Here is a 20,523-nt window from a genome sequence, read left to right as displayed (position 1 = left end):
GCGTGAATCTCTCGTAGGATGAAATCAGTGGAAGAACTCGGCGATGAACGTGGCGCCGAGGAAGGTGCCGGCCGTCGCGGTGAGCGACACCACCACGATGCGCCAGCCGAGGCGGCGGAACACGGGCAGGTCCTTGGCGACCGAGAAGCCGGCCAGCGCCAGCACTGGCGTGGTGAAGGCCAGGAAGTTGAGCTTGGCGGTGATCGCGATCAGCGCGTCGGAGAACGGGAACAGGCCCGGGATGCCGACCACGGTGGCCACCACCGAGAGCACCAGCACCATCGGCAGGCGCGGCACGAAGCGCTTGATGGCTTCGACCGCGCCGGCAATCGCCACCACGGCGAGCACGCCTTCGAGCGACACCAGCACCGGCACCTTGTAGGTCACGGCATTGCCGATGAGCACGCCGCCGCCCACCACCAGCCAGGCCAGCAGCGTGTCGCGCAGCGACGTCGGCGCGGCGTGGGCCACGTCGGCGCTCGAGACGTTCGCGCCTGCGTCCACGGCAGCGCCCTGTTGTGCGCCATGCTTCGAGAAGCGGCCCAGCACCGGCTCCAGCTTGCCGTAGAGCCACGAGCACAGCGGCAGCGACAGGAACAGCGTGAAGTAGAAGCCGGCCACGGTGGTCAGCAGGTTCGACGCGGCGGCAATCGCCGTGAGCTGCGGCAGCATCTCGGGCGGACTCTGCGCGGCGATGGCGCCCAGCGCCGCCGCCATCAGGCTGCCCGAGCCCACGCCGGCGCCCATGGCCAGCGAGCGCGGGTCGAAGATGTGCAGGCTGGCGATGAAGCCCGCCAGCATCGCAATAAAGAGCGCGCCCAGCACGGTGCCGGTGATGTACTCGGCCAGCACGCCGCGGCCTTCGGGCGAGGCCATGCCGTACTTCTCGCCGATGATCACGAGGTTGCCCTCGCGGCCCACCGAGAAGGTGGCGCCCACGGCCTCGCGCTTGATGCCCAGCAGCAGCGCCAGCGGCAGGCCCAGCGCCAGGGTGCCCAGCGCGTGGCCGAACTCCTGGAACAGCAGCGCCCAGCCGGCCTGCTTGACCTGCGGCAGCGCGGCGCCGACCGTGAGGCCCAGCTTCACCACGAACAGCAGCAGGCCCGCGTTGAGCAGGCCGCCGGCCAGCGACTGCTGCGCCGTGGCCACGCGCACCACGCCCGGCACGCGCCGGTGCGCGATGCCCCAGGCGGCGGCCATGAGCAGCGCCCACAGCATCGGCAGCAGCACCACCTTGCCGGGGCCGACGCTGAACTGCGTCGGGCCGATGAGTTCGGCCACGGCCACGAGGACCAGGGTGACGACGAGGAGCTTGAGTTTGCCGGCGGCGGTGGACGGCGCGACGGCTGCAATCGTGGAGGCGGCGGAGGTCATGGGTGGAGGGTGTTCGAGGGGTGCCGGCGAGTTTCGGGCGGCAAGCCTCTTGCATCAATGACTGCAAATAAGGATATTCGTTGCATTGAATGCAACACTCGGAGACGACCGCCATGGACGACAAGCTCGACACCCGCCGGGTGCGCTACTTCATGCAGGTGCTCGACAGCGGCTCGGTGCGCGGCGCGGCCGACGTGCTCGACATGGACCCGTCGGCCGTGAGCCGCGCCATCGGCATCCTGGAGACCGAGTGCGGCCTGCCGCTGCTGGAGCGCCACGGACGCGGCGTGGTGCCCACCGACGCGGGCCAGCTGCTGGCCGGCTACGTGCGAAGGCAGCAGGGGCAGAAGCAGCACCTGCTGGCGCAGATGGACAGCATCCGCAAGATCGAGAGCGGCCACATCGACATCGTGGCCGGCGAAGGCTATGTCGACTGGCTGATGCGGCACAGCCTGCGCATCTTCATGGCCAGCCACCCGAAGATCACGGTGAACCTCGACGTCGCCAGCACCGACGAAATCGTGCGCCGCGTGATCGAGGAACGTGCCCACATCGGCATGCTGTTCCAGCCGCCGAAGGACGAGCGGCTCACCTCGCACCAGTCGCACGCGCAGCCGATCCAGGCCATGGTGCTGGGCTCGCACCCGCTCGCGCAGCTCGGGCGCCCGCTGAAGCTGGCCGACCTGCTGCCCTACCCCGGCGCCACGCTGCACCGCAACTTCGGCGTGCGCCAGCACATCGAGGCGGCCGAGATCAGCGAGGGCGTGCGGCTGCCCGCGCTGCTGACCACCACCTCGTTCAGCGCGTTGGGCCACTTCGTGTCGGCGGGCCTGGGCTACACGCTGGGCACGCGCATCTCGCTCACGCCCAATGCCGACCACCCGTCGCTGGTCGAGCTGCCGATGAAGAACCCGCTGCTGTCGCAGGGGCGCTCGCACATCGTGTCGCGCCACGGCCGCCTGCTGCCGCCGGCCGCGGCGACGCTGCTGCGGCAGGTGGTGGCGGACATGAAGCGCTATGCCGACTCGATCGCGGGCACAGGCACCGCCAAGCCCCGTGCGAGCACGCGCGGGCGCGGCGCGACGGGTTGAAGGGCATGGGGGCTTGCGTTGCGTGCGCGCACGGTTCGGTGTTCTGATCGGAGCCCATGTCCTACCTCGCTCCCCTCTTCATTCACCTGCTGTGCGCCGCCTTCTGGGTCGGCGGCATGGCCGTCATGCACTTTGCGGTGCGCCCCGCCGCCGTCGCCACGCTGGAGCCGCCGCTGCGCCTACGCATGATGGCCGCGACGCTGCGGCGCTTCTTCATCGGGGTGGACGCGTCGGTCACGCTGCTGTTCGTGAGCGGCTTCGCGATGATCCTCGCGACCGGCGGCTTTCGCGCAGTGCACTGGCGCGTCGAGGCCATGATGGGCATCGCGCTCGTGATGGCGGCGATCTACGTCTACATCCGCGCCTCGGTGTTCCGCGCCCTGCGCCGCGCGGTGGACGACAGCGCCTGGCCCGTGGCGGCCGCGCGGCTCAATACCGTGCGCCAGCTGGTGACGCTGAACCTCGCGCTGGGCGTGGTGGTGTTCGCGGTGGCGGTGATGGGGCGCGGCGGCTAGGCCGCAGGCCCCTTCAACTCAACGCCGTTGCCATCGGGATCTTCGAGGTAGATCGAGGGGCCGCTGCCCTCGGCTCCGAAGTTGTTCTGCACCTCGCCCTGCACCGGCACGCCGTGCCGCGCCATGCGCGCGCGGATCGCGGCCTCGTCGAAGGGCTCGATGCGCAGGCACAGGTGATCGACGTTGCGCCCCTCGCGCCCGGCCAGCGCGCCGCCCTGGCGGCCCAGCTTGCCGTCGTGCGTGACGAGGTCGATGAGGCTGCTGCCGGCGCGCAGGTGCACGAGGCCGAGGTCGTCGCGGCGCTTCTCGAGCGTGCAGCCGAGCACGTCGCAGTAGAAGGCCATGGACCGCGCGGCGTCGCGCACGCGCAGCACGACGTGGTCGATGCGCAGCACCGCGAACGGGGCCGCATCGGCTGCGGAAGCAACAGGAGACGAAGCAGGCGAGCGCGTCATGCCCGCCAGTGTGTCAGACCACCCCGGCCGCGCGCAATGCCTCGAAGCGCGAGGCGTCGACGCCCATCTCGGCCAGCACCTCCTGCGTGTGCTGTCCGAGCGCGGGCGGTGCGCGGCGCAGCACCGGCGGCGTGGCCGTGAGGCGCAGCGGGCTGGCCACGCCGGTGATGCTGGCAATGCCGTCGCCCGCATCGCGCGGCAGCGTGACGGCCAGGCCGCGCGCCTGGACCTGCGCGTCGTCGAAGGCCTGCGCGATGTCGTTGATGGGGCCGCAGGGCACGGCCTTGTCTTCGAGCAGCGCGACCCAGTCGGCGGTGGTGCGGGTGCGCGTGAGTTCTTCCATCATCGGGATCAGCACGCCGCGGTGTTTCACGCGCAGCGTGTTGGTCGCAAAGCGTTCGTCGGCGGCCCACCCGGCGTGGCCGGCGGCTTCGCAGAAGCGCGCGAACTGGCCGTTGTTGCCGATGGCCAGCAGCATCGAACCGTCTTGCGTCGGAAAGTCCTGGTAAGGCGCGAGGCTCGGGTGCGTGTTGCCCTGGCGGCCCGGCGCCTTGCCGGTGTTGAGAAAGGCGCTCGCCTGGTTGGCGAGGATGGCCATGCCCACGTCGAGCAGCGCCATGTCGATGTGCTGGCCTTCGCCGGTGCGGTCGCGCACCTGCAGCGCCGCGAGGATGGCGGTGCTGGCGTAGACGCCCGTGAACAGGTCGGTGAGCGCCACGCCCACGCGCAACGGACCGCCGCCGGGTTCGCCGTCGGGGCGGCCGGTGATGCTCATCATGCCGGTCATGGCCTGGATCATCAGGTCGTAGCCCGCGCGCTCGGCGTAGGGGCCGTCATGGCCGAAGCCGGTCACGCTGCAGTAGATGAGGCGCGGGTTGGCCGCGCGCAGGCTTTCCTGGTCGAGGCCGTACTGCTTCAGGCCGCCGGTCTTGAAGTTCTCGACCACGATGTCGGCCTGCGCCGCCATCTGCTGCAGCAGCGCCTGCCCTTCGGGCGTGGCCATGTCGATGGTGACCGAGCGCTTGTTGCGGTTGCAAGAGGTGAAGTAGCTGGCCTGGTCGGTGTCGTGGCCGTTCGCGTCTTTCACGAAGGGCGGGCCCCAGGTGCGCGTGTCGTCACCGACGCCAGGGCGTTCGATCTTGACGACGTCGGCGCCCAGGTCCGCGAGGATCTGCGTGCACCACGGGCCCGCGAGCACGCGGGACAGATCGAGGACCTTGATGCCGTCGAGTGCTGCGGGCTTGGTGCTCATGCGTCTGATCAGTTCGCGAAAGCGGCGATGCCGGTGATGGCGCGGCCCAGGATGAGCGCGTGGATGTCGTGCGTGCCTTCGTAGGTGTTGACCACTTCCAGGTTCACCAGGTGGCGCGCCACGCCGAACTCGTCGCTGATGCCGTTGCCGCCCATCATGTCGCGCGCCATGCGGGCGATGTCCAGCGACTTGCCGCAGTTGTTGCGCTTCATGATCGAGGTGATTTCCACTGCGGCGATGCCTTCGTCCTTCATGCGGCCCAGGCGCAGGCTGCCTTGCAGGCCCAGCGTGATCTCGGTCTGCATGTCGGCCAGCTTCTTTTGAATGAGCTGGTTGGCGGCGAGCGGGCGGCCGAACTGCTTGCGGTCCAGCGTGTACTGGCGGGCGCGGTGCCAGCAGTCTTCGGCGGCACCGATGGCGCCCCACGAGATGCCGTAGCGGGCGCTGTTCAGGCAGGTGAACGGACCCTTGAGGCCTTGCACTTCGGGGAACGCGTTTTCTTCAGGGCAGAACACGCCGTCCATCACGATTTCGCCGGTGATGCTGGCGCGCAGGCCGACCTTGCCGTGGATGGCGGGAGCGGTCAGGCCCTTCATGCCCTTTTCGAGCACGAAGCCGCGGATCGGGCCGACGGTGCCGCTTTCGCTGACTTCCTTGGCCCACACCACGAACACGTCGGCGATGGGCGAGTTGCTGATCCACATCTTCGAGCCGCTGATCGCGTAGCCGCCCGGCACCTTCTTGGCGCGCGTGGCCATGCTGCCGGGGTCGGAGCCGTGGTCGGGTTCGGTCAGGCCGAAACAGCCGATCCATTCGCCGGTGGCGAGCTTGGGCAGGAACTTCTGCTTTTGCGCTTCGGTGCCGAATTCGAAGATCGGCACCATCACCAGCGAGCTCTGCACGCTGGCCATCGAGCGGTAGCCCGAATCGACGCGCTCGACTTCACGGGCGATCAGGCCGTAGGCCACGTAGTTCAGGCCGGGGCCGCCGTACTGCTCGGGGATCGTCGGGCCGAGCAGGCCGAGCGCGCCCATTTCGCGAAAGATGGCGGGGTCGGTTTCGCCGGTGCGGAAACCTTCGATGACGCGGGGCGCCAGGCGCTCCTGGCAGTAGGCGTTGGCCGCGTCGCGGATCATGCGTTCTTCGTCGGTCAGTTGCTGGTCGAGAAGAAGGGGGTCGTCCCAGTGGAATTGCGCTTTGGCGGCCATGTGGATGTCTCCGGAAAAGGAAGAAGAAACAAAAGAAGGGGGAATGCGGTCGATCGTAGCCACGCAGGAGGCCCGGCGCAAACGATGAATCCTCACCCAGATATGCGTCTGACGCACATCTCGAGAGACACATCTTGTTGATTTACTGGTGAAACCAATCCGCCAGTCATACACTTCCGGCATACATGCGCCGCAAGATCCCGCCCCTGCAGACCCTCGTGTGCTTCGACGCCGCCGCGCGCCACGAGAGCTACACGCGCGCCGCGCAGGAACTGGCGCTCACGCAGAGCGCGGTGTCGCGCCAGGTCGGGGCGCTCGAGGCCTTCCTGGGCGTGGCGCTGTTCCGCCGCACGCGGCACGGCGTGGCGCTCACGGCCAGCGGCGCCGCCTACGCGCGCCAGATCGCCCGCCGCCTGGAGGCCATGGAGCGCGACACGCTCGACGCCATGGCGCACCAGGGCGAAGGCGGGTCGCTGTCGCTGGCGGCGGTGCCCACCTTCGCCACGCGCTGGCTGGTGCCGCGCCTGCGCGGTTTTGCGGCGCTGCAGCCCGACGTGGTGGTGCACATCGAGACGCGCACCCGCCCCTTCCTCTTTGCCGACGCGGAGTTCGACGCCGCGCTGTACGCCGGCACGCCCGCGCAGGTCGAGAACTGGGCCGGCACGCGCGCGCTGCTGCTCATGCATGAAGACGTGGTGCCCGTGTGCAGCCCTTCGCTGCTGCCCCACGGCAAGGCCGTGTCGCCCGCCGCCATCGCGCGGATGCCGCTGCTGCAGCAGAGCACGCGCCCCGACGGCTGGCGCCAGTGGTTCGACGCGCAGCAGGTCGACGCCCCCACCGCCCGCGGCGGCCCGCGCTACGAGCTGTTCTCGATCCTCGCCGCGGCGGCCTCACACGGGCTCGGGGTCGCGTTGATGCCGACGATGCTGGTGGCCGACGAACTGGCGCGCGGGGAGCTGGTGGTGGCCTGCCCGCGGGCGCTGTCGGGGGAGCGCAGCTATTACCTGGTGACGCCGGAGCGGGCGGATCAGCGGCCGTTGTTGAAGTTGTTCAGTGATTGGTTGCTCGCGCAGGCCCGCCAAGGTTGAGAATGCGCGCCATGCCGCGCGACAGCCGCTCCGAGTACGAATGGCGCATGCACAAGGTGCTGACGCACATCGACGACCACCTGGACGAGGCACTCGATCTCGCGGTGCTGGCCGACGTGGCGCATTTCTCGGCGTACCACTTCCATCGCCTCTTCGCAGCCTGGGCCGGCGAGACGCTGGGCGACTACATCCGGCGCCGCCGCGTGGAGGTGGCCGCGCTGCGGCTCGCGACACAGCCGCGCCTGTCGGTGCTCGAGGCGGCGGTGTCGGTGGGCTTCGGTTCGGGCGAGGCGTTCACCCGCGCGTTCCGCGCGCATTTCGGCAGCGCGCCCAGCGCGTGGCGTGCATCGCACGACTGGTCTTTGCCCTGCGACGACCCGTCACGCAATAGCAATCCTGATCAGATCGCCCTGCACGGCTTCACGAAGAATGGATCTCCAACGCGCAATCCTGCGCACGAGGAGCCACCTGTGAATGTCCAGCTGATCACCCGCTCTCCCGTCACCATCGCCTACCTGCGCTACACCGGCCCGTTCGGCGCGCCGGTGGGCGCGTTCTGGGCCGAGAAGGCCGCGCCCTGGATCGGCGCGCACAAGCTGTGGTCGCATGCGCGCTACGGCATCAGCCACGACGACCCGAGCATCACCGCGCCCGAGCACTCGCGCTACGACGCCTGCGTGGAAGTGCCCGACGATTTCGTGCCCGATGGCGGCTTCCAGAAGACGGTGCTGCCGGGCGGACGCTATGCCGCGCTGCGGTTCCAGGGCCTGCCCGAAGAGATCAACGACGCATGGACGCGCCTCATGCGCGACTGGCTGCCCGCGAGCGGCTTCCAGTTCGACAGCCGGCCCGCGTTCGAGTACTACGCGCCCGACATGGCCTTCGACGAGAAGACAAGCGCGTTCGAATGCGACATCTGCATTCCGATCGCGCCGCTCTGAATGAAAGGCGCGGGCCGGCAACTGGCCAGCGCGGCGCGATCAGCCCTTCGCGGGCCGGGCGCCTTCCCGCGCATAGGCTTCGATCAGCGCCGGAAAGGCGTCCATCGCAGGCAAGGTGCCGAAGCTGTGCTTCGCGGGCGTCGTGGCCCACGGCAACTTCTCGTCGGTCCAGGTTTCCGCAAAGGGCGCGACCCATTCGTGCCGGTCGAGCATGGTGGCGCGCAGGTTGACGAAATAGTCCATGCCCTCGGTGCGCGTGAACATCCAGCTCTTGCAGTGCGGGCAGAAGAAGTGGTGCGACTCCTCGCCGTGCAGTCCGCCGACGACGGGCTCGCCCGACACCACTTCGAAGCCCGGCGCGGGGATGGCCAACGACAGCGAGAACGCACTGGCGCTCATGCGCTGGCAGCCGGTGCAGTGGCAGGCCATGGCCAGCAGCGGCGGTGCGGTGATGCGCAGGCGCACCTGGCCGCAGCGGCAGCCGCCGGTCCAGGGGAGTTGCCAGTCGTTGGCGGTGTCTTGAGGGGTGTGGTTCTGGGTGCTCATTGAATGTGAATGCTTTCAGGCTGGGTCTTCAGGATGATCGCTCAAGCCGGGCCCTGCCCCACCGAAACCCGCGTCCGAAAACGGCGAGCCCGCATCCCGCCACCGCGCGACACTGCCCGCATGAGTTCTTCCGTCGCCGCCCGCATCCACGCCCTCGACTGGCCCCGCATCGATGCCGACCTCGCCGCGCGCGGCTGTGCCGTCACCGGAGCGTTGTTCACGCCCGCGGAATGCGCCGCGCTCACGGCCATGTACGACGAGGGCGCGCGCTTTCGTAGCCGCGTGGTCATGCAGCGCCACGGCTTCGGCCAGGGCGAGTACCAGTACTTCGCGAACCCGCTGCCGTCCAGGCTCGTGGCGTTTCGCGGCGCGCTGTACGAACGCCTCGCGCCGCTGGCCAATGCCTGGGCTGCGGCCATGGGCCAGCCGGCCGACTACCCGCCGGACCACGCGGCCTACCTCGCGCGCTGCCACGCGGCGGGCCAGTTGCGCCCCACCCCGCTGCTGCTGCGTTACGGCGAGGGCGACTACAACTGCCTGCACCAGGACCTGTATGGCGACCTGCAATTTCCGCTGCAGCTCACGGTGCTGCTGAGCCGGCCCGGTGAAGACTTCACGGGCGGCGAGTTCGTGCTGACCGAGCAGCGCCCGCGCATGCAGTCGCGCGCCGAGGTGGTGTCGCTCGCGCAGGGTGAGGCCGTGATCTTCGCGGTGAACCAGCGGCCCGTGGCGGGCACACGCGGCAGCTACCGCGTGACGATGCGCCACGGCGTGAGCCGCGTGCGCAGCGGACAGCGCCACACGCTGGGCCTGATCTTTCACGACGCGCGCTGAATAGAACGAACGTCCGTTCGCAATCAAGCCCTCGGGCGCAGCAACATCGCACCAAGCGTGCAAAGTTGCACACATGTACCAAATACAGGCGAAAATCCCGCGCGCATCCGGGGGATTGCCAGGATGGCCGGCGTACACGATCGGCCCCGCAACCCCCTCCGGACGCCGGACCACGACCTCGTGAGGAGGAGCCGGGGTCCGTTCCGAGTTGTCGTCAGGGAGCTGTATGTACAAGGAATCGTCCGGGCCTCCGGATGGGACGGGTCGCCCGTCTTTCGCGCACGTCACCACGCCGGTGCCACCATCCCCGTCCCCTTCCACCGCCGAGAGTCCCCCGCCCAGACGCCCGCGTCGCTTCCGGGTCGATGTCGGCTCCATCGTCAGTGCCGTGGCGCTCGCGCAGTCGCTGCTGCTGGTCACGCTGGGCTACTGGGGCTCGCAGCGGCTGGTGACGACGATCGGCACCTCGGCGCACAAGTCGAACCACGACCGCACTGAAGACAAGGTGCTGGCCTTCCTGGCCAAGGCCGAGTCGGCGGTCGGCGCGATCGGCAGCTCGCCCAGCCTCACGCCCGCGGGCGAGAACGTGGACCGCACGGCCGAGCTCCTGTGGACGCTGCTGCAGCAGTCGCCCGAACTCGACAGCGTCTACGTGGCGAACGTCGAGGGCAAGATGCTGATGGCGCTGCGCTACCCCGTGCCGGCGATCCGGCACATCGCGCGCGGCGACGGCTTCACCACCGAGACCTGGCAGTACAAGCTGCCGCTGGGCTCCGAGGCCGACGTGCAGCAGCGCTTTGCCACGCAGCGCGTGGAGGCCTACCGCAGCAACTACAACCCGACGCAGCGCAGCTGGTTCGTGCAGGCGCGCAAGACGCAGGGGCCGGTCTGGACCGTCCCCTATGTGTTCGCCGCCGCGCAGGAGCTGGGCGTGACCTACGCGCTGCCCAGCCAGCGCCGCCAGGCCGAGGGCAGCCCGCAGGCGATGGTGGTGGCGGGCGACGTGTCGCTGGGCCGGCTGTCGGAGTTCGTGCGCCTGTTCAGCCGCAACGGCAACGGCAACAGCGCGCTGCTGAGTGCCGACCACAAGGTGCTCGCGCGCAGCGACATGCCGGGCGTGCTGCACACGCTGGAAGCGCCCACGGGCGCGCTCGGCGCACTGAACGCACAGATGGTGGCCGACGGCATCGCCGGCAGCGGCAGCGACAAGGCCTTCGCTTTCAGCCACGAAGGCCGGCGCTACCTGGTGCAGGCCTCGCGCATTCCCGCCACCGGCTGGCAGCTGGTCAGCTGGGTGCCCGAAGACGTGCTGCTGGGTGGCCTGCGCCGCGCGGTGGCGTGGTCGCTGCTGCTGGCGCTGGTGTTCCTGGGGCTGGCGCTGTACATGTCGCTCAAGCTGTCGAAGCTGGTGACGGCACCGGTCGAGAACCTGTCGCGCATCGCGCACCGCATCGGCCGCCTCGAGCTCGACAACCTGCCGCGCGAGCCCAGCCGCGTGCTCGAGATCCAGCACCTGGACCAGGCGCTCGACGACTCGGCGCGCAGCCTCAAGGCCTTCAGCAAGTTCGTGCCGGTGGACGTGATCAACCAGCTGGTGGCACAGGGCCACGCGCTCGCACCCAACGGCTCGCCGCGCCAGGTGACGGTGATGTTCACCGATGTGGAAGGCTTCACGTCGATCTCCGAATCGATCGCGGCCGATGTGCTGGTGCGCCAGCTGACCGAGTACTTCAACCTCGCGGCCGCGGTGTTCGCGCGCCACGGCGGCGTGATCGACAAGTTCATCGGCGACGGCATCATGGTGCTGTGGGGCGCGCCGGCCGACCTGGAAGACGCCGAGTACAAGGCCTGCTGCGCCGCGCTCGAGCTGCACGTCGAGATGCACCAGCTCAACCGGCAGTGGGCCGAACAGGGCCTGCCCGAGTTCCGCACGCACATCGGCATTCACACGGGCGTGGTGGTGGCGGGGGTGCTGGGCTCGAACGACCGGCTGTCGTACACGGCGTTCGGCGACGTGGTGAACGTGGCCAGCCGCATCGAAGGCGCGAACCGCCAGCTGGGCACGCGCATGCTGATCTCGGAAGTCACCTACGCGGCCCTGAACGGCCGGCTGGCCACGCGGCGCATCGAAGAGCTGGTGGAGCTGCGCGGCCGGCAGACGCGCATGGTGCTCCACGAATTGCTGACCTGATCTGATCCGCGCGAGCCTGTCGCGCGGGTCGGTCGATCAGCGCGAGGGACGCGGCGGCGGCGGTGGCGTGGCCACGCGCACCAGCATCAGGTTGGCGGTGGTGCCGTTGCCCTGCGTGAGCACCGAATACTGCGTGTCGTTGATGAACAGCAGCTGCTCGCCGCGCGTGATGCGTGCCGCCACGGCGTAGCGCATGCGCGGGTCGATGCGCGCGGCATCGACGCTGAGCTCGAAGGCGAAGGGCGGCTGCTTGCCGTTGGCGGGAATGCGCTGCTCGGCGAGCACGACCGAGGGCGCGTCCATGCGCGACACGTCGAGCAGTTGCACGCGCACTTCGGCCGCGGGGTCGAGTGCGATGCGCTCGCGGTAGGCCACGGTGCCCGTCACCCGCAGCGGTGCGGCGGCGGGTTGGGCCGGCGTGCCGGGCGAGCCGCCCGCGCAAGCGCTCAGGACGGAGGCGCCGGCAACGGCGGAGAGCATGAGGAGGCTGGTGCGTCTTTTCATCGCCCCATTATGCGGAGGCCCGCTGCGCGGCGAAAGCCACATACCAGTCCAGGCTGCCGGGGTTTGCCATCGCCTCGCGGTTCACGACCTTCTCGATCGGTTGGCCCAGCAGCAGCTTCTTGATCGGCAGCTCCTGCTTCTTGCCCGACAGCGTGCGCGGAATCTCGGCCACCTGGAAGATGTCGTTGGGCACGAAGCGCGGCGACAGCGAGGTCTTGATCGCATTGTTGATGCGCGTGCGCATCGCGTCGTCTAGCGCCACGCCGGGGCGCAGCACCACGAACAGCGGCATGTAGCTGTCGCGGCCCAGGTACTCGAGGTCGACCACCATCGAGTCGAGCACCTCGGGCAGGCCTTCGACCGCGCTGTAGATTTCGCTGGTGCCCATGCGCAGGCCCTGGCGGTTGATGGTGGCGTCGCTGCGGCCGTAGATGATGCAGCCGCCGTCGCTGCCGATCTTGATCCAGTCGCCGTGGCGCCACACGCCCGGGTAGGTGTCGAAGTAGCTCGACACATAGCGCGCATTGCCTTCGTCGCCCCAGAAGTACAGCGGCATCGACGGAATGGGCTGCGTGCACACCAGCTCGCCGACCTCGCCGATGACCGGCTGGCCCTGCTCGTTCCAGGCCTCGACCGCGTGGCCGAGTTCGCGGCACTGCATCTGGCCCGGCACTTCGGGCAGCTCGCGGTTGCCGCCGACGAAGGCGCCGCAGAAGTCGGTGCCGCCCGAGATGTTGCACCACCACACCTCTTTGGAGCCCGCGTCGAGGATCTGCTGCGAGCCCCAGCGCTGCACCTCGTCGGGCAGCGGCGAGCCGGTGCTGCCGAGCGCGCGCACGCGCGACAGGTCGCCGCAGTCTTTCGCGACGAGCCCCGCCTTCATGCAGTTGGTGAAGTAGGCCGCGCCCGCGCCGAAGAAGGTGACGCGGTGCTTCGCCACGAAGCGCCACAGCACGCCCCAGTCGGGCTTGTCCTTGCTGCCCGCCGGGTTGCCGTCGTAGATGCAGATGGTGGCGCCGAAGGCCAGGCCCGAGAGCTGCGAGTTCCACATCACCCAGCCCGTGGAGCTGTACCAGTGGTAGCGCTCGCCGAAGTTGTTGGCACCGTAGCTCGCGCCCACGTCGTTGTGCAGGCCGCAGGCGTGCATGGTCAGCAGGATGCCGCCCTGCCCGTGCACGATGGGCTTGGGAAGGCCGGTGGTGCCGCTCGAATAGACGATCCAGATCGGGTGGTCGAAGGGCAGCCACTCGGGCTCGAAGGCTGCGACTTCGGCATCGTCGCGCGCGATGGCCTGCTGCCATTCGACGTCGTGCGCCACCGCGTTCGCGGCAAAGGGCGACTGCACGAGCAGCAGCTTCTGCACGCTCGGCAGCTGGCCGCGCAACTCCTGCAGCACGGTGCTGCGGTCCAGCGGCTTGCCGCCGTAGTGCACGCCGTCGACCGCGATCAGCAGCGTGGGTTCGATCTGGCGGAAGCGGTCGGCCACGGCGGCCGTGCCCATGTCGGGCGCGCACACGCTCCATACCGCGCCGATGCTGGAGCACGCGAGGAACGCCACCATGGTCTCGGGCACGTTCGGCATGTAGGCGGCCACGCGGTCGCCGCGGCGCACGCCGAGCGACTTCAGCGTGAGCGCCACCGCGGCCACCTGCCGGCGCAGTTCGGGCCACGACAGCTCGCGCACCTCGCCGCGTTCGTTGTCGCTCACGATGGCGGGCAGGCCGGCCGCATGGGCCGCGTCGGCGTGGCGCAGCACCTCGCGCGTGTAGTTGACCTGCGCACCGGGAAACCAGCGCGCACCGGGCATGCGGCGTTCGGCGAGCACCGCTGTGTGCGGCGTGGGCGAGCGCAGGCCGGCGTAGTCCCAGATGCTCTGCCAGAAGGCGTCCAGGTCGGTGACGGACCAGCGCCACAGCGCGTCGTAGCTGTCGAAGGCCAGGCCGCGCGTGTCGCGCAGCCAGTTCTGATAAAGGCGGATCTGGGGGATGTTGGGAGCGGGCATGCCACGAGCGTAGCGCCGCGAACGGCCGTGCTCAATGAGGGTTGACCTCAGGGTTTGTACGTGTGTTCAACATTTTTGTACAGCCGTTCAATACGCCCCCATGAACGCTCGCACACCGCCGGCCCGAAAACGCAGCGCCTCGCCTGCATCACGCGCCTCGACCGTCGCGCCCGAGGCCGCCCGGCCCGACCGCCGCCAGGCGATCCTGCTGGCGGCCGAGAAGCTCTTCGCACAGCACGGCTACCACGCCGTGACGATCCGCCAGATCGCCGAAGAAGCCGGCGTGCCGCTCGCGCTGGTGGGCTACTACTTCGGCCCGAAGCACGAGCTGTTCCACGCGATCTTCGAGCACTGGAGCCACAGCATCGACGAGCGGCTGGCGCGCCTCGCGGCCGTGACCATCGACCCCGACGACGCGCGCACGCTGCCGCGCATCATCGAGGCCTTCACCGCGCCCGTGCTGGCGCTGCGCGCGAGCACCGAGGGCGAGTACTACGCGCTGCTGGTGGCGCGCGAGCTGTACCACGCCACCGAGGAAGCCGACCGCGTGCTGCGCGGCTACTTCGACCCGCTGGCCGAAGCCTACATCGACGCACTGCACGTGGCGCTGCCGCACGCCACGCGCAGCCAGGTCGCATGGGGCTACCAGTTCGCGCTGGGCGCGCTGCTGCACCACCTGACCGACAGCCGCATCGAACGGCTCTCGCGCGGCGAGAACACGCGCGCCGACCCGGCCGTGGCGCCGATGCTCGTGAACTTCATCGCCGGCGGCCTGCGCGCCGCGCTGCCGAAACCGAAAGCGGCCGCCAAGGCCGCCGCCGCCAAGCCCTCACGCACGAAAAAGACCATCCCCAGGAGACCCCAGCCATGATGAAAAGACGCACCCTGCTGTCGGCGCTCGCGGCCGCATCGGCCACCGCCTCGTTGCCTGCGCGCGCCCAGCAGGCCCACCCGAAGATCGTGTTCGGCTACACGGCGGTGACCGACTTCGCCTCGGTCTTCGTGGCGGCCGAAGAGGGCTACTTCAAGAAGCGCAGCCTCGACGTGGAGCTGAAGTTCATTCCGCTGAACTCCACCATCCCGGCTGCGCTGCAGTCCGACTCGCTGCAGATCGGCGGGCCCACGCCTTCGGTGTTCTTGCAGGCCGTGGATGGCGGGCTCGACCTCGTGCTGGTGGCCGGCGGCGGCCTCACCTCGAAGACGATCACGGGCTTCGGCCTCGTGGCGCGCGCGGGCTCGGGCATCAAGAACGCGCAGGACTGCGTGGGCAAGAAGATCGGCGTGCCGGGGCTCGGCGCCTTCCTGCACGTGACCTTCCGCGCGTGGCTGAAGGACAGCGGCGTCGACTACCGCAAGGTCAACTTCATCGAGGCCGCGTTCCCGCAGCATGCCGACCTGCTGCGCGGCGGCTCGGTCGATGCGGTGGTGTCGGCCGACCCGTTCATGAGCCGCATCACCGAGAGCGGCGCGGGCTACGTGGCCTCGTACTACTCGACCTTCCTGCCCGAGAACAACCAGACCATCGTGCATGCGGCCAAGCGCGAGTGGGTGGCAAAGAACCCCGCCACCGCGCGCGCCTTCCGCGAGGCGCTGGTCGAGGCCGGCGCCTTCATCCAGCAGCCGAAGAACGACGCCAAGGTGCGCACAGCGATCGGCAAGTACATCAAGCTGCCGCCCGAGGTGCTGGCCAAGGTGCAGGTCTCGCCGCCCGGCCCGGTCGTCACCGACAAGCAGCTGGGCTACTGGACCGGGCTCATGAAGGAGCAGGACATGCTCAAGACGAACATCGACGTTGCGAAGCTGATCGCCAAGTGAGCGCGGCCGCCGATTCCTTCCTGCGCTTCGACGGCGTCACCATCCGCCTCGGCGGGCGCGAGATCCTGTCGCCCACCTCGTTCGACGTGGCGCGCGGCGAGTTCGTGTGCATCGTCGGCCCGAGCGGCTGTGGCAAGACCACGCTGCTGCGCGCAGCCAGCGGCCTCGTCACCGCCAGTGCCGGCGAGGTGCGGCGCAAGGGCGTGCCGATGACGGCGCCCTCACGCGAAGTGGCCTTCGTGTTCCAGGACTACGGCCGCGCGCTGCTGCCGTGGCGCACGGTCGAAGGCAACGTGAGCCTCGCACTTGAAGCGGCCGGCGTGCCCGCGGCCGAGCGCGCGCCGCGCATTGCCGACGTGCTCGGCAAGGTCGGGCTCGCCAAGCACGCGCACAAGTTTCCGGTGCAGCTGTCGGGCGGCATGCAGCAGCGCGCGCAGATTGCCCGCTGCCTCGCGCAGAAACCCGAGCTGATGATGATGGACGAGCCCTTCGGCGCGCTCGATGCACTCACGCGCCAGAGCCTGCAGGACGAGCTCGCGCGGCTGGTGCGCGACGACGGGCTCACGGTGCTGTTCGTCACGCACGACCTCGAAGAAGCCATCTACCTCGGCGACCGCGTGATCGCGCTGCAGGCCAACCCCGGGCCGGGGCGGCCGAGTCTGGCGCGGATGATCGACGTGAAGATCCCGCGCCCGCGCGACCAGCTGACGACCAAGGAGCATCCGGAGTACCTGCAGTTGCGGCGTGAGCTGTTCGCCTTCATCGAGCAAGGCCATGACTGAAGGCCGCCTCTTGCGCTGGTTGCGGCCGTGGGTGTTTCCCGCGCTGCTGGTCGGCGCCTTCGAGTGGTACGCGCGGCGCGCGGCGGCGTTGGGCAGCGATGCGCTGGCGCCGCCGAGCGCAGCGGCCAAGGCCTTCGTCGGCGCGGCCATGGACGGCTCGCTCTGGCAGGCCACGGGCTTCACGCTGGGCACGGCGGCGCTGGGCCTGCTGCTGGGTGCGGTGCTCGGCATTGCACTCGGGCTGGTGCTCGGGCTCTCGCGCCGTGCGGCGCAGCTGGGCGCCGTGTCCATCGAGGTGCTGCGCCCCGTGCCGTCGGTCGCGCTGATCCCGCTTGCGATGCTGGGCTTCGGTTTCGGCGTGCGCATGGAGGTGGCCATCGTCGCCTTCGCCACCTTCTGGCCGCTGCTGGTGCTGGTGCAGTCGGCGGTGCAGCAGATCGAGCCCCGGCTGCTCGAGGTGAGCCGCGTGCTCGGGCTGTCGGCGCGCGAACGTGCCTTCAAGATCGTGCTGCCGGCCATCGTGCCTCGCCTGTTCGTCGCGCTGCGCCTGGGCGTGGCGGTGGCGCTGGTGGTGGCGGTGACGGTCGAGATCGCCGCGAATCCGCACGGCATGGGCTACGCGATGATGATTGCGCAGCAGAGCTTCGACCCCGCGCTGATGCTCGCGTGGCTGGGCTGGATCGGCGTGGTGGGCTTCGCGGTCAACGCGGGCATGGTGCGCCTGCAGGCCTGGGTCGCGCGACGCATGGGGGTGCAGCCATGAACAACAACCGCAACGACCGACTGGATCTGGGGTGGCTGGGCTCCGTGGCCGTGCTGCTCGCGCTGGTCGCGCTGTGGTGGGTGGCGAGCAACGCGGGCTGGGTCAGCCGCGTGTTTTTGCCGACGCCGCAGGCCACCTTCGCGAGCCTGCTCGAAGGGCTCAATCTCTCTTCGGGCAACGATGGCAACGGCGAACTGCTCGCCTTCACGCAGGCCACGGTCGGCCGCATGGTCGAAGGCTGGCTGCTGGCGTCGCTCTTCGGCGTGCTGCTGGGCGCGGCCATCGGCGTGTCGCCCGCGGTGCGCGCGTGGGTGCAGCCGACGCTGGAGTTCATCCGCCCGCTGCCTGCGTCGGCGCTGCTGCCGCTGGCCATTTCGATCTTCGGGCTGAACCCCGGGATGGTGCTGTTCGTGGTCGCCTTCGGCGCGATGTGGCCGGTGCTGCTGGCCACGGTGCACGGCTTCGCGGCCGTGGAGCCGCGCCTGTCGGAAGTGGCGCGCTGCCTGCAGATGTCGCGCACCGCGTACATCTGGAAGATGGGCCTGCCCAACGCCATGCCCGACATCCTGGCCGGCATGCGGCTGGCGCTGACCATCGCGCTCATCGTCGCGGTGGTGGGCGAAATGATCGCCTCGCAAAGCGGCCTGGGCCAGGCCATCCTGCTGGCGGCGCGCGCCTTCCGCGCCAGCGATCTGTTCGCCGGCATCGTGCTGCTCGGGCTCATCGGCTTCGTGAGCAACGCGCTGCTGGCCTTGGCCGAAAAGCGCCTGCTGCGCTGGCAGCAGCCCTGACCGATTCGATCGATTCCTTCAAAACCTACACCCCACAAGGAGCCTCGCCATGCCACGCAAGTTCGTCGACCTGTCGATCTTTCTCGAAAACGACGTGCTGTCCGATCCGCCGGCCTTCGCGCCGAAGATCCAGTACTTCACGCACGACAACACCTTCGAGCAGATCGAGCCCTTCTTTCCGGGCCTGAAGAAAGAAGACCTGCCCGACGGCGAAGGCTGGGCCGTGGAGCTGGTGCAGCTGTCCACGCACAACGGCACGCACCTCGATGCGCCGTATCACTTCCACTCGACCATGGACAAGGCACTGGGCGAGAAGAAGCCCGCCATCGCCATCCACGACGTGCCGCTCGAATGGTGCTTCCAGCCCGGCGTGAAGCTCGACTTTCGCCACTTCGCCGACGGCTACGTGGTCACGGCGGCCGACGTCGAAGCGGAGCTGAAGCGCATCAATCACACGCTGAACCCGCTGGAGATCGTGGTGGTCAATACGCGCGCCGGTTCGCGCTACGGCAACCCCGACTACGTGTCGGCCGGCGCGGGCATGGGCTACGAAGCCACCATGTACCTGCTGGAACGCGGCGTGCGCCTCACGGGCACCGACGCGTGGAGCTGGGACGCGCCCTTCGTGCACACCGCCAAGAAGTACGGCGAGACGCACGACGCCTCGCTGATCTGGGAAGGCCACAAGGCCGGGCGCGACATCGGCTACTGCCACATCGAGAAGCTGCACAACCTCGAGGTGCTGCCGCCCACGGGCTTTTTCATCAGCTGCTTCCCGCACAAGATCCGCGGCGCCTCGGCGGGCTGGACGCGCGCGGTGGCGATCTTCGACGACGCGCTGATGGCGTCGGTCTGAACATGATCGAACTCAACCACACGCACGACGTTGGCGCCCGCAGCTGGGTCGCATCGGCCAACGTCGCGGGCAGCGACTTTCCGATCCAGAACCTGCCGTATGCGATGTTCCGTCGCACAGGCCGCCCCGAGCCGTTTCGCGGTGGCGTGGCGATCGGCGATCAGGTGCTCGACCTCGCGGCGCTGGCCGCCGGATCGCATGTCGACGGCCTCGCGCTCGATGCGGCGCGCGCCGCTGCTTTGCCCGCGTTCAACGACTTCTTCGCGCTCGGCCCCTCCGCCTGGCAGGCGCTGCGCCATGCGGTTTTCGCGTTGCTGCACAGCGATGCAACGGCCGCAACGGCGGACGACCTGCGCGGCTGCCTCGTGCCACAGGCCGAGGTCGAATACACCGTGCCCGCGCGCATCGGCGACTACACCGACTTCTACACCTCGATCGACCACGCGCTGAACATCAGCCGCCTGATGAACCCCGACGGCGACGTCACGCCCAACTTCCGCTGGGTGCCGACCGCGTACCACGGGCGCGTGTCGACCATCGGCGTGAGCGGCCAGCGCTTTCACCGGCCGATGGGCCAGGCCATGGCGCCCGGCGCGAAAGCGCCGACGTACCAGGCTTGCGCGCGGCTCGACTACGAGCTGGAGCTGGGCGTGTGGATCGGCCAGGGCAATGCGCAGGGCGAGGCGATTCCGCTCGAACGCGCGGAGGAACACATCTTCGGCCTCTGCCTGCTCAACGACTGGTCGGCGCGCGACATCCAGTTCTGGGAGATGGCGCCGCTCGGGCCCTTCCTCGCGAAGAACTTCGCCACCACGATCTCGCCGTGGATCGTGACGATGGAAGCGCTGGCGCCCTACCGTCAGGCGTGGACGCGGCCCGCGAACGACCCGCAACCGCTGCCGTACCTGGAAGGCACCGCGAACCGCGGAGGCGGCGCGCTCGACATCCGGCTCGAGGTGTGGCTCGAAAGCGAAAAGGCGCGCCAGCAGAAGACCGGGCCGTCGCGCCTGTCGGGAACGAGCTTCCGGCATCAGTACTGGAGCATTGCGCAGATGGTGGCGCACCACACGGTGGGCGGCTGCAGCCTGAACCCGGGCGACCTGTTCGGCAGCGGCACCATCTCGGGCCCCGGCGAAGGCGAGGCCGGCGCGATCATCGAGCTGACCCGCGCGGCGCAAAGCCCGGTGACGCTGGCCAACGGCGAAACGCGCGGATTCCTGGAAGACGGGGATGCGGTGCTGCTGCGCGGCTGGTGCGAGAAGCCCGGCCATGCGCGCATCGGTTTCGGCGAGAGCCGGGGGACCGTGCTGCCGGCGCGAGGTTGAAAGCGACGCGCCAATGAAAAAGGCCACCTGGTGAGGTGGCCTTTTTCATGCGATTTGGAGCGGGAAAAGAGTCTCGAACTCTCGACCTCAACCTTGGCAAGGTTGCGCTCTACCAACTGAGCTATTCCCGCGTGAGCCTCAGATTATAGGGTGGTTTGAGGCGGTTTGCCATCTTCCCCCGAAAAAATTT

The 20,523-nt window shown here is 69.2% G+C and carries 20 protein-coding genes and 1 tRNA gene; 13 read left to right on the top strand and 8 right to left on the bottom strand.

The genetic code is table 11. The annotated features are described in order from the left end of the window. Window positions 1–24: 24 nt before the first annotated feature. Window positions 25–1,374: a DUF3100 domain-containing protein gene (locus tag AC3WQR_RS14860; RefSeq protein ID WP_492742513.1), complete on the bottom strand. Its 1,350-nt coding sequence runs from the start codon at window positions 1,372–1,374 to the stop codon at window positions 25–27. A 113-nt stretch (window positions 1,375–1,487) separates the two neighbouring features. Here AC3WQR_RS14860 and AC3WQR_RS14855 point away from each other — a divergent pair, with 113 nt between their 5' ends. Beyond that, the gene (locus AC3WQR_RS14855) at window positions 1,488–2,465 is read left to right on the top strand and encodes a LysR family transcriptional regulator (RefSeq protein WP_492742512.1); all 978 of its coding nucleotides are present in this window, start codon (window positions 1,488–1,490) and stop codon (window positions 2,463–2,465) included. A 56-nt stretch (window positions 2,466–2,521) separates the two neighbouring features. Then, window positions 2,522–2,980 (top strand): CopD family protein, encoded by a 459-nt coding sequence (locus tag AC3WQR_RS14850; protein ID WP_492742511.1) that lies wholly within the window; start codon window positions 2,522–2,524, stop codon window positions 2,978–2,980. Here AC3WQR_RS14850 and AC3WQR_RS14845 read toward each other — a convergent pair. From AC3WQR_RS14845 to AC3WQR_RS14835, 3 genes are read right to left on the bottom strand one after another with little or no spacing between them, the layout of a single operon-like run. Then, window positions 2,977–3,435 carry a VOC family protein gene (locus AC3WQR_RS14845; protein ID WP_492742510.1) on the bottom strand — a complete coding sequence of 153 codons (459 nt, stop codon included), beginning with the start codon at window positions 3,433–3,435 and terminating at the stop codon, window positions 2,977–2,979. The two genes, AC3WQR_RS14850 and AC3WQR_RS14845, sit on opposite strands and share 4 nt — an antisense overlap. A 13-nt stretch (window positions 3,436–3,448) precedes the next feature. Beyond that, window positions 3,449–4,687 (bottom strand): CaiB/BaiF CoA transferase family protein, encoded by a 1,239-nt coding sequence (locus tag AC3WQR_RS14840; RefSeq protein WP_492742509.1) that lies wholly within the window; start codon window positions 4,685–4,687, stop codon window positions 3,449–3,451. 8 nt (window positions 4,688–4,695) lie between these two features. Then, window positions 4,696–5,895, bottom strand: a complete 1,200-nt coding sequence (locus tag AC3WQR_RS14835) for an acyl-CoA dehydrogenase (RefSeq protein ID WP_492742508.1) — start codon at window positions 5,893–5,895, stop codon at window positions 4,696–4,698. Between the two features lie 185 nt (window positions 5,896–6,080). Here AC3WQR_RS14835 and AC3WQR_RS14830 point away from each other — a divergent pair, with 185 nt between their 5' ends. Next, complete coding sequence (locus tag AC3WQR_RS14830; RefSeq protein WP_492742507.1) at window positions 6,081–6,983, top strand: LysR substrate-binding domain-containing protein; 903 nt, start codon at window positions 6,081–6,083, stop codon at window positions 6,981–6,983. 11 nt (window positions 6,984–6,994) lie between these two features. After that, window positions 6,995–7,924 carry an AraC family transcriptional regulator gene (locus AC3WQR_RS14825; RefSeq protein ID WP_492742506.1) on the top strand — a complete coding sequence of 310 codons (930 nt, stop codon included), beginning with the start codon at window positions 6,995–6,997 and terminating at the stop codon, window positions 7,922–7,924. Window positions 7,925–7,963: 39 nt separating this feature from the next. On the opposite strand, the gene AC3WQR_RS14820 is transcribed toward AC3WQR_RS14825, so the two are convergent. Further along, window positions 7,964–8,470 carry a GFA family protein gene (locus AC3WQR_RS14820; RefSeq protein WP_492742505.1) on the bottom strand — a complete coding sequence of 169 codons (507 nt, stop codon included), beginning with the start codon at window positions 8,468–8,470 and terminating at the stop codon, window positions 7,964–7,966. Window positions 8,471–8,590: 120 nt separating this feature from the next. On the opposite strand from AC3WQR_RS14820, the gene AC3WQR_RS14815 reads away from it, so the two are divergent. Together AC3WQR_RS14815 and AC3WQR_RS14810 are read left to right on the top strand one after the other, a co-directional pair. After that, window positions 8,591–9,304: a 2OG-Fe(II) oxygenase gene (locus tag AC3WQR_RS14815; RefSeq protein ID WP_492742504.1), complete on the top strand. Its 714-nt coding sequence runs from the start codon at window positions 8,591–8,593 to the stop codon at window positions 9,302–9,304. Window positions 9,305–9,530: 226 nt separating this feature from the next. Beyond that, window positions 9,531–11,495: an adenylate/guanylate cyclase domain-containing protein gene (locus AC3WQR_RS14810; protein WP_492738623.1), complete on the top strand. Its 1,965-nt coding sequence runs from the start codon at window positions 9,531–9,533 to the stop codon at window positions 11,493–11,495. A 36-nt stretch (window positions 11,496–11,531) separates the two neighbouring features. Here AC3WQR_RS14810 and AC3WQR_RS14805 read toward each other — a convergent pair whose 3' ends face one another. Both AC3WQR_RS14805 and AC3WQR_RS14800 read right to left on the bottom strand, forming a co-directional pair. Beyond that, on the bottom strand, window positions 11,532–11,999 hold the full coding sequence (locus AC3WQR_RS14805) for a YbaY family lipoprotein (RefSeq protein ID WP_070061382.1): 468 nt from the start codon (window positions 11,997–11,999) through the stop codon (window positions 11,532–11,534). Window positions 12,000–12,006: 7 nt separating this feature from the next. Beyond that, window positions 12,007–14,001, bottom strand: coding sequence for an acetoacetate--CoA ligase (locus AC3WQR_RS14800; protein WP_492742503.1), 1,995 nt, complete (start codon window positions 13,999–14,001; stop codon window positions 12,007–12,009). Between the two features lie 100 nt (window positions 14,002–14,101). On the opposite strand from AC3WQR_RS14800, the gene AC3WQR_RS14795 reads away from it, so the two are divergent. The 7 genes from AC3WQR_RS14795 to fahA are packed head-to-tail and all read left to right on the top strand — an operon-like array spanning window position 14,102 to window position 20,333. Beyond that, window positions 14,102–14,872, top strand: a complete 771-nt coding sequence (locus tag AC3WQR_RS14795) for a TetR/AcrR family transcriptional regulator (RefSeq protein ID WP_492742502.1) — start codon at window positions 14,102–14,104, stop codon at window positions 14,870–14,872. Beyond that, window positions 14,869–15,816: an ABC transporter substrate-binding protein gene (locus tag AC3WQR_RS14790; protein WP_492742501.1), complete on the top strand. Its 948-nt coding sequence runs from the start codon at window positions 14,869–14,871 to the stop codon at window positions 15,814–15,816. The genes AC3WQR_RS14795 and AC3WQR_RS14790 overlap by 4 nt, the downstream gene beginning before the upstream one ends. Continuing rightward, on the top strand, window positions 15,813–16,598 hold the full coding sequence (locus AC3WQR_RS14785) for an ABC transporter ATP-binding protein (RefSeq protein ID WP_139703481.1): 786 nt from the start codon (window positions 15,813–15,815) through the stop codon (window positions 16,596–16,598). Before AC3WQR_RS14790 ends, AC3WQR_RS14785 begins: the two co-directional genes overlap by 4 nt. Continuing rightward, window positions 16,591–17,361, top strand: coding sequence for an ABC transporter permease (locus AC3WQR_RS14780; protein ID WP_307582603.1), 771 nt, complete (start codon window positions 16,591–16,593; stop codon window positions 17,359–17,361). Before AC3WQR_RS14785 ends, AC3WQR_RS14780 begins: the two co-directional genes overlap by 8 nt. Then, a complete protein-coding gene (locus AC3WQR_RS14775) occupies window positions 17,358–18,152 on the top strand; it encodes an ABC transporter permease (protein ID WP_492742500.1) in 795 nt (264 codons plus the stop codon). The genes AC3WQR_RS14780 and AC3WQR_RS14775 overlap by 4 nt, the downstream gene beginning before the upstream one ends. Window positions 18,153–18,201: 49 nt before the next feature. Beyond that, window positions 18,202–19,008, top strand: coding sequence for a cyclase family protein (locus AC3WQR_RS14770; protein WP_492742499.1), 807 nt, complete (start codon window positions 18,202–18,204; stop codon window positions 19,006–19,008). Window positions 19,009–19,010: 2 nt separating this feature from the next. Further along, window positions 19,011–20,333, top strand: coding sequence for a fumarylacetoacetase (gene fahA / locus AC3WQR_RS14765; RefSeq protein WP_492742498.1), 1,323 nt, complete (start codon window positions 19,011–19,013; stop codon window positions 20,331–20,333). A gap of 55 nt (window positions 20,334–20,388) precedes the next feature. On the opposite strand, the gene AC3WQR_RS14760 is transcribed toward fahA, so the two are convergent. Beyond that, a tRNA-Gly gene (locus tag AC3WQR_RS14760) sits at window positions 20,389–20,464 on the bottom strand. Window positions 20,465–20,523: the final 59 nt, after the last annotated feature.

The sequence above is a fragment of the Variovorax sp. FW305-3-2-15-B-LB1 genome, assembly GCF_058787635.1.
Note: the sequence above shows the minus strand (reverse complement) of the source record. Positions and strands in the feature narration are given on the sequence as shown.